12 protein-coding genes and 1 pseudogene are annotated in these 6578 nt (G+C 67.1%); 2 read left to right on the top strand and 11 right to left on the bottom strand.

Annotation, left to right across the window (positions count from 1 at the left end; genetic code table 11):
- The 8 genes and pseudogenes from ACE3TU_RS17160 to ACE3TU_RS17125 form a co-directional block, all read right to left on the bottom strand.
- A pseudogene (locus ACE3TU_RS17160) lies at window positions 1-663 on the bottom strand (2-isopropylmalate synthase); the annotation flags it as partial.
- Window positions 664-779: 116 nt separating this feature from the next.
- Window positions 780-905, bottom strand: a complete 126-nt coding sequence (locus ACE3TU_RS17155; RefSeq protein WP_374626388.1) for a hypothetical protein — start codon at window positions 903-905, stop codon at window positions 780-782.
- A gap of 75 nt (window positions 906-980) precedes the next feature.
- Window positions 981-1394: a hypothetical protein gene (locus tag ACE3TU_RS17150; protein ID WP_374626386.1), complete on the bottom strand. Its 414-nt coding sequence runs from the start codon at window positions 1392-1394 to the stop codon at window positions 981-983.
- Window positions 1395-1415: 21 nt separating this feature from the next.
- Window positions 1416-1787, bottom strand: coding sequence for a VOC family protein (locus ACE3TU_RS17145; protein ID WP_374626384.1), 372 nt, complete (start codon window positions 1785-1787; stop codon window positions 1416-1418).
- Window positions 1787-2212 carry a hypothetical protein gene (locus ACE3TU_RS17140; RefSeq protein WP_374626381.1) on the bottom strand — a complete coding sequence of 142 codons (426 nt, stop codon included), beginning with the start codon at window positions 2210-2212 and terminating at the stop codon, window positions 1787-1789. The genes ACE3TU_RS17145 and ACE3TU_RS17140 overlap by 1 nt, the downstream gene beginning before the upstream one ends.
- A gap of 66 nt (window positions 2213-2278) precedes the next feature.
- Window positions 2279-3166 carry a PhzF family phenazine biosynthesis protein gene (locus ACE3TU_RS17135; protein WP_374626379.1) on the bottom strand — a complete coding sequence of 296 codons (888 nt, stop codon included), beginning with the start codon at window positions 3164-3166 and terminating at the stop codon, window positions 2279-2281.
- 74 nt (window positions 3167-3240) lie between these two features.
- Window positions 3241-3735, bottom strand: coding sequence for a heme-degrading domain-containing protein (locus ACE3TU_RS17130; protein ID WP_374626376.1), 495 nt, complete (start codon window positions 3733-3735; stop codon window positions 3241-3243).
- Between the two features lie 120 nt (window positions 3736-3855).
- Window positions 3856-4329: a GFA family protein gene (locus ACE3TU_RS17125; RefSeq protein ID WP_374626374.1), complete on the bottom strand. Its 474-nt coding sequence runs from the start codon at window positions 4327-4329 to the stop codon at window positions 3856-3858.
- Between the two features lie 106 nt (window positions 4330-4435).
- Here ACE3TU_RS17125 and ACE3TU_RS17120 point away from each other — a divergent pair, with 106 nt between their 5' ends.
- Window positions 4436-4600 carry a DUF1127 domain-containing protein gene (locus ACE3TU_RS17120; protein WP_374626372.1) on the top strand — a complete coding sequence of 55 codons (165 nt, stop codon included), beginning with the start codon at window positions 4436-4438 and terminating at the stop codon, window positions 4598-4600.
- A gap of 71 nt (window positions 4601-4671) precedes the next feature.
- Here ACE3TU_RS17120 and ACE3TU_RS17115 read toward each other — a convergent pair whose 3' ends face one another.
- From ACE3TU_RS17115 to ACE3TU_RS17105, 3 genes are read right to left on the bottom strand one after another with little or no spacing between them, the layout of a single operon-like run.
- Window positions 4672-4908, bottom strand: a complete 237-nt coding sequence (locus ACE3TU_RS17115) for a hypothetical protein (protein WP_374626370.1) — start codon at window positions 4906-4908, stop codon at window positions 4672-4674.
- A gap of 59 nt (window positions 4909-4967) precedes the next feature.
- Window positions 4968-5117, bottom strand: coding sequence for a hypothetical protein (locus tag ACE3TU_RS17110; RefSeq protein WP_374626368.1), 150 nt, complete (start codon window positions 5115-5117; stop codon window positions 4968-4970).
- 11 nt (window positions 5118-5128) lie between these two features.
- The gene (locus ACE3TU_RS17105; protein WP_374626366.1) at window positions 5129-5938 is read right to left on the bottom strand and encodes an MBL fold metallo-hydrolase; all 810 of its coding nucleotides are present in this window, start codon (window positions 5936-5938) and stop codon (window positions 5129-5131) included.
- A 103-nt stretch (window positions 5939-6041) separates the two neighbouring features.
- On the opposite strand from ACE3TU_RS17105, the gene ACE3TU_RS17100 reads away from it, so the two are divergent.
- On the top strand, window positions 6042-6578 hold a 537-nt coding region (locus ACE3TU_RS17100; protein WP_374626363.1), incomplete at its 3' end, for a TetR/AcrR family transcriptional regulator.

Raw genomic sequence — 6578 nt, 5'->3', positions numbered from 1 at the left:
ATTGGCCACGGCGAGGCCCAGGTCGTCGTGGCAATGGGCCGAGAAGATCACCCTGTCGGCGCCCGGCACGCGCTCGATGATCGAGCGGAACATCGCCTCGTGCTCGGCGGGAACGGCATAGCCGACGGTGTCGGGCAGGTTGATGGTGGTGGCGCCGGCCTTGATGGCCAGTTCGACGCAGCGTGCGAGGAAATCGATCGGCGTGCGCGTGGCGTCCATGGCGCTCCACTCGACATTGTCGATGAGGCCGCGCGCCTGCGTCACCGTGGCGGTGATGATCTCCAGCACCTGCTCCTCGGTCTTCTTCATCTGGTGCGCCAGATGGATCGGCGAGGTGGAGACGAAGGTGTGGATACGGCCGCGCCTGGCGTGCCGCACCGCCTCGCCCGCCCGCGCGATATCGCCCGGGATGGCGCGGGCGAGGCCTGCGACGACGGCGTTCTTGACCTGCTTGGCGACGGCGACGACCGCCTCGAAGTCGCCATTGGAGGCGATCGGGAACCCGGCCTCGATGATATCGACGCCCATCTCGTCGAGCGCCTCGGCGACCTGGAGCTTCTCCTCCAGCGTCATGGTGGCGCCGGGGCTCTGCTCGCCGTCGCGCAGCGTGGTATCGAAGATATAGACGCGATCCTTGTTGGTCGCGGTGTCGGTGGCGGTCATCTCGGTCTTCCCATCAATCGGCCGGGGATGCAAATCCCACGCGGCCGGACAAAACTGGTGTTCGGCTTATTCTCGCACGCCCCTGACCACCCGCTCGCGTTCCGAGCTGCCGGTTATCAGGGGCTGATAAGAATGAGGAGCAGGGCGGCCGGCAGCAGCAGCAAGGCCGCAAGCACGAGCATCCGGCTCTCACGAGCCTTCTGTTCGGCGGCGGCAATGGCGATGGCGCGCGTGCGCTGCATGGGGCGATATCCGATTGCGGGTGGGATAATGGGGCAAATCGGCTTCCCGCACAAGTCCGGACGACAGTGCGGCCGCTACTGGAAGGCAAAGACGGCGGAAATCACGATGCCGAGGAGCGAGACGATGGCGATTGCCCGTCCGACCCGCACGCGCCGCGCCGCCGCCGTGCTGCCTTCGCGCATCGGCCGGGCCGAGACGGCGGAGAGGACTACGCCGCCCGCGAGGCAGACGATCATCGCCATCTTCAGCCAGAACCAATGGCTGAGCCCGTCATAGCTACCATAGCGGACCCATACCATCAGGGGTCCGGTGAGCAGCAGCACGATGATGCCGTAGTGGCCGAAGCGGGTCAGCAGCCGGTCCGTGCGGGGCGGTTCGTCGCCCTTGCCCAGCATGCCGACAAGCGGCAGGAAGGCCGCGGCCACCAGCATCAGCCCTAGCATATGCAGGATCAGGAGCGCGGCGAACGGCAGGTCGATGTCAGCCATCGGCAGTCCCGGTTGCGCGGTTCACGATTGCGGCGCGCGCCGGAACTGCACCTCGACGAGCAGACCCTCCGGTCCCTCGACGAAGAACTGCCCGATCTCGCTGCCGGGGATACCGGTGATCCGATACGGGTAGCCCGCCGCCTCGATCCGGGCCTTCGCCGTGGCGAAGTCGTAGACGCCGAAGGCCACGTGGTTGACCATCCCGCGCGGATAGTCCTCCCCGCGCCGGACGATGTTGAGATGGATGCAGGGCGCTCCGTCCAGATAGACCCAGTGCCCCGGAAAGGCGAAGGGCGGCCGTGCGCCGTCCTCCGCAGCGAGCACCGCCTCGAGAAAGGCGACCATGCGCGGCCCGTCGACGACATCGATGTTGATGTGGTCGAGCCTGGGCATCAGTTGAACGCGAACACGGCCGAGGCCAGCACGATGGCAAAGCTGAGCGCCGTCAGCTGCCCGAACTGCCTCGATCGCGCCGCCGCCTCGCGGTCACCGGCGCGGGCCTTCTTGCCGTTCATCTCGTTGAGGCTGATGAACACCAGCATGGCCGCGATCCCGGCCATCTTCACCCAGAACCAGGCATTGGGGATGACCCAGTTCCACTTGAGCCACAAGACCAGCACGCCGGTCACCAGCAGGGTGACCATGGCCCACTTGCCCAGACGCGCCAGGCGCTCGGCGAAATCGGCCAGTTCGGCACGTACCTCGGGCGACGCCGAGGCCATCTTGGCCCCCAGGATCGGCATCACCACGGAGTTGGCGCCGCCCACGATGAAGGCGACGATATGTATGAAGAACAGAATCAGTCCGACGATCGACATTCCGCAAGCCCTCGATTGACCTCGCAAGGCTACTCCCGGCGACAGGCCGGGCCTAGTCCCCCGCGGCTAGTCCCCGAGGTCGAGCACGCCCTCGCCGACGATCACCGCGTCGCCACCGATGCCGCCATGCACGAGCGCTTCGTTCTCCTTGCGCAACTGCAGGGAAATGAGGCTGGGCCGCCCCATCTCGTACCCCTGGCGCAGGCGATACTCATGCTGGCCGGGCTCGGCGAACCGGCCGATCAACCCGAGCAGGGCCGCGGCGGCGGCGCCGGTCGCCGGATCCTCGCCGAGGCCCATGCCGGGCGCGAACATGCGGGCTGCGAAGTCGATGCGCGTTTCCTCGGGCGTCTCGGTGAAGACATAGACCGCGCCGTGGCCGAAGGGGTAGATCTCGTCCCAGCCGCGGCGCTCGAGCTTGAGCCGCTTCAGCACGGCCGCGTTGCGGACGGGAACGAGATAGAACGGCACGCCCGCCGAAAAGAGCGCCGGCTCGTACCTGCCGCACCCCACCTCGTCCGGATCGATCCCGAGGGTCGTCGCGATGGCGAGCCGGGCGGGCGCGCTGCCGACTTCGGCCGGCAGCCTGGGCAGCGCGAAGCGCGCGTGGCCCATGTGCTTGTCCAGCCGCTCGATAACGCAGGTGATGACCCCGATCGTTTCCTCGATGCGGATGGCGCTGGCACGATTCTGCAGCCCCAGCACCACTGCGGCGCCGACGGTCGGGTGCCCGGCGAAGGGAAGCTCGACCTGCGGGGTGAAGATGCGGACGGCGGCCGAATGGCGCTCGGAACTGGCCTTCTGGATGAACACAGTCTCGGAGAGGTTGAACTCGCGGGCAATCGCCTGCATCTGGTCGTCGAGCAGCCCGTCCGCCTTGAGCACGACGGCCAGAGGATTGCCCTTCAGCCGCTGCTGGGTGAACACGTCGAGCAGGAGGTAGTTGAGTTTCATCTGGCGCTCCGCAGCCGGGGAGGAGTTGCAGCCGCAGCCCGTGCCCTGTCAAGCTCGTCCACCGCGTCGCCCGGCTAAAGCGGCGGCAGCATGAACGGAGTCTTGTCGAGCCCGAGCTCGTCGCAGATCGCTTCGACGCCGACCTGATGGTCGTCGCGCTCGTGCAGCCCCGAGACGGTGATGCAGCCGATGATGCCGCAGCCGCGGACGCGGATCGGGAAGGCCCCGCCGGCAATGGCGAACTGCGCCGGATCGAGCGCCCTGTGGGCGGGGAACACCCGCTCTTCGAACGTGCGCTCGAGCACCACGCGATAGCTGGACTTGAGCAGACGGGTCAGCGTGTTGACCTTGCGCTGCACCCAGTTGGCATTGTCGGCCGAGGTCCCGGGCATGGCCGCGTAGAACAGCGTGCGATCAAAGGTGCGGACATCGACGACCAGCCCCAGCTGCTCGCGAAGGGCCCGCTCGCGAACGCGACTGCCCAGCGAAAAGGCCGTCCCCTCGTCGAACGCCTCGAAAACGAGGCCCTGCTCCTGCGCGATGATCCGCGCCACGTCTTCCTTCGACATATCTGCTCCTCTGTGCCCGCAGGTGGCCTTCTAGCATGCGCGTGCGGAGTGCACACGGCGAACCTCGTTCCTCCGGGGACCGAGAGGTTGCCGGCCGATTCGGGCAACCGAAGCCAGTGCTCAGACCGTGGCGGCCTGCCAGGCATCAAAGAGCGGTTGCCGGTCCGATGGTTGGCCGGAGAAGTTGACCAGCTCAGGATCGATCGCCGCCCAGGGCAGCGCGCTGTCCGCCCAGATGTTGCCGATCGGGACGGCCCAGCCCGGATCGTCCAGCGAGCCGGGCTTGAGAACGAGTATCGCCGGCGAGGCGAGCGGCTCGTTCCACAGCTTGAAGCCGCAGACGGTGCAGCCGAACATGCGTACCACGCGCCCGCTGTCGGCGGGCTTGTCGTAGGCGGCAAGCCGACCTCCCAGCTGTTCGAGCGAGTCACGCCGGATCACCATCGACATCGAGTGGGTGCCGCCGCTCAACCGCTGGCAGTCGCGGCAGTGGCAATTGTAGACGGCGAGCGGCGGGGAGGTCAGCCGGTAGCGCACCGCCCCGCACTGGCAACCGCCTTCCACCGGGAAGGACGGCAAGGAGATTCGAGGCATCTGCGGCGCTCCCGTCGGGGGCATGGCAGCGTTCATGCGCCATTCACCGGAGGATGATCATAAGCCCCCCGCAACGACTGGCACCAGCCACCAAAGGAGAAGACCGATGACGAACTACCTGACGTCGCTGTTCCGCCGTGCGGAGCGCAACCGCACGCTCAGCGACCTGCTCAAGCTCGACGACCACCTGCTGAGCGATATCGGGCTGACCCGCACCGATATCTCCGCGATGCGGTCCGGTCGCCGTCACGCCTCGCGTGCTCATGAGTAGCGGGCGGCCCTCCGATAGGCCGACGACGAAATGAAGGGCTCCGTGCGATACCGCCGGAGCCCTTCGCTTCTTCAGGCGTCGCGGAAACGGATGCCGAGCACCACGCCGATGAACAGGCCCGGAGCCCCGAAGCGCAGCGCCGACAGCCAGTCGCCCCCGGTGACGTAGAGCTGCACCGCGATGAAGGCGCTCCAGAACCCCACCACGCCCCAGATGAACCAAGGGCTGTAGCGCACGACTCGTCGCGCCGTCAGATCGAGCGCCGGCGGTGGACTGGGCGGAGATTTCGGGGGGTCGATCAGCGGCATGGCCGCAATCTAGGTGCGACGACTGCAAAAGCAAAGGCCGCCCATGGGGCGGCCTCGCGTCACGTCAGTGCAGGATTGCGCCGTTCGGTACAGCGGCCCTGACACAGCGCGAAGGCGGGACAGGCCGGACCGCGGCAACCGGGCCGGACGCGATCGATCGGCACCGAGATCAGGCCGGCATTGTCGCGCCGGGCGCCCGGGATATCCATGCTCGCCTCCATCATGCCACCGCCGGCAGCGCGAAGAGCGCTTCGATGCTGTCGCGATCGGGGTGGGCGAAGCGGTCTTCCGACAGCGCGCCGAGCATGTTGCCGAGCACCCTGGGAATCATCCCGCCGGCCGTGACCGGCAGGTGGCCGGAGATGATCGCCGTCGGATCGAGCCGCGCGATATCGGATAGCAAGTGCCCCAGCCGGGTCTTGTCGACCATACCCAGCCACGGCGCGTCGATGCCGGCCCAGGTGGTCATGCCGTCCCGCAACGTCGCCTCCGGGATGGCCTCGGTTTCCTCGTAGGGGGTATCGAGCAACGCCCCGAAGGCGTCGACGCTGAACAGCACGCGGGTCTTGGTGTCGAAGAAGCCGGTCGTCTCCGGGGCGTCATAGGTCGGAGGCTTCAGCAGCACCAGTTCGCGATCGCCGAGGTCGAGGCGCTGGCCGTGATCCATCGGCACCAGCCGGCTCATGTCGAAATCGTTGCGCAGGCCGAACTTGGCGGCGCCGAGGCCCGGCACCACCACCCTTGCGTTGGGTGCCAGCTTCAGCACCGCATCGAGGTTGCCGATATGGTCGAGATCGGTGTGACTCACATAGACCCACTTGAGGTCGGCGGGATCGATGATCTGGCGCAGCGCCTCGAGGTACTGCTCCTCAAAGGCGATGCCGTTGGTATCGACGAGAATCGGCTCGCGAGCGTGGATGAAGTGCGAGTTGGCGGGCAGGATGCCGAGCGGCCCGATGGGGAAAAAGCCGGTGAAGGTCGTGACGTCGGGCGCCGTCCGGCGTGCGCCCATGAAGGTTGGGGTGTCCATGTTCAGCTCCTCTGGAACTCAATTGCATTTCGCGATACATATATGTGCAATGGATTCTGAACCGCAGATGAATGGGTGCACAGACGTGTGCATTGAAATATAGATGGCACGAAGCTACGTGAAGACCCGGCGGGCCGAGGCCGAGGCGGAGACCCGCCAGCACATCGTCGAGGCGGCGGTCGCCCTGCACTGCGAGATCGGCCCGAACGCCACGACGATCAGCATGATCGCCGAGCGCGCCGGCGTGCAGCGACACACGGTCTACGCCCACTTTCCCGACGAGCGCACGATGCTGATGGCGTGCTCGGGCCTGCACCTCGAGCGCGAGCCGCTGCCCGATCCATCGGCCTGGGAGGCGGTCAACGATCCGGAGACGCGGCTGCGCGCCGCGCTCGGAGCCCTCTATGGCTGGTTCGAGCGCAACGAAGCGGTGACGGGAAACGTGTTGCGCGACGCCGAAACCAATCCGGTGCTGCGCGAGATCTCGGGCATGCGCTTCGGCGGCGCCTTCGGTGCCATGTCCGCATCGCTCTCGCCAGGCCTGGGCGAGGCAGGCAAGGCCGCCCTGGCGCTGGCCATGAGCTTTTTCACCTGGCGCACGCTGGTGCGCGAGTCAGGACTGCCGCCCGACGCGGCAGTC

Origin of the sequence: Devosia sp., assembly GCF_041917035.1 — a bacterium.
Taxonomy (GTDB): Bacteria; Pseudomonadota; Alphaproteobacteria; order Rhizobiales; family Devosiaceae; genus Devosia_A.
Note: the sequence above shows the minus strand (reverse complement) of the source record. Positions and strands in the feature narration are given on the sequence as shown.